The organism is Halomonas sp. MCCC 1A11062, assembly GCF_021404355.1.
Lineage (GTDB): Bacteria > Pseudomonadota > Gammaproteobacteria > Pseudomonadales > Halomonadaceae > Halomonas > Halomonas aerodenitrificans.
Genome location: NZ_JABFTW010000058.1, coordinates 1 through 1,065 on the forward strand (window position 1 = coordinate 1; position 1,065 = coordinate 1,065).

1 protein-coding gene is annotated in these 1,065 nt (G+C 63.3%); it reads left to right on the top strand.

Translation table 11 applies throughout. The features are described from left to right. Window positions 1–100 precede the first annotated feature (100 nt). A partial coding sequence (locus HOP58_RS22750) for an IS256 family transposase (protein WP_234261913.1) occupies window positions 101–1,065 on the top strand: 965 nt, incomplete at its 3' end.

Below are 1,065 nucleotides of genomic sequence, written 5' to 3' on the forward strand. Positions count from 1 at the left end.
GAGCTATGGTGATTTCTGGTGTATGGGAGGAGGTAGGAAGGGTGGCGTATCCTGTTGATTGATCACGACCAAGATCTCAATCAACATGAGTGGATACGCCATGACCGATTCTACCCTCCGGGCTCTTTCACAACCAGAACCCCCGGTCACTGACCCGCTGCACGAGCTGCTTCGTCAAGGTGCCCGTGACCTGATCGCCAAGGCCGTCGAGGCTGAACTGGCCACCTTCCTGGCACAGTACGCCGACCAGCGGCTCGATGATGGGCGCCAAGCGGTGGTCCGCAACGGCTACCTGCCCGAGCGCACCGTCCAGACCGGGGTCGGGGATGTCAGCGTGCAGGTGCCCAAGGTGCGCGACCGTAGCGGTGGTGGCGCTCGCTTCAACAGCAGTCTGCTGCCGCCCTACCTGAAGCGGGCCCGCAGCATCGAGGAGCTGATCCCCTGGCTCTACCTGAAGGGGATCTCTACCGGCGACTACCAGGAGGCTTTGGCGGCGCTGCTCGGCGACCAGGCCAAGGGTCTGTCGGCCAACACCGTGTCACGGCTCAAGAAGCAGTGGGAAGACGAGCATACCGAGTGGAGGAAGCGGGACCTCGCCGACCGACACTACGTCTACTGGTGGGCCGACGGTGTGTATAGCAACGTCCGCATGGGTGACCGCCTGTGCCTGCTGGTGATCATTGGCGTCACCGAGCAGGGCCGCAAGGAGCTGGTGGCCGTCGAGGACGGCTTTCGCGAGTCGGCGGCCAGTTGGGAGACCTTGCTGACAGGGCTACGAGAGCGTGGCCTGGCCCAGGCTCCCAAGCTGGCAGTGGGTGACGGTGCCATGGGGTTCTGGGCAGCGCTGAGCAAGATTTACCCGGAAACCGACCATCAGCGCTGCTGGGTCCACAAGACGGCCAACGTGCTGAACAAGCTACCAAAATCGGTGCAGCCCAAAGTCAAGGCGGACCTCCATGACATCTGGATGGCCGAGACCCGCGACGAGGCACGCAGGGCCTTCGATCGCACGGTGAAGCGTTTCGAGGCCAAGTACCCCAAGGCGATGGGGTGCCTGGCCAAGGA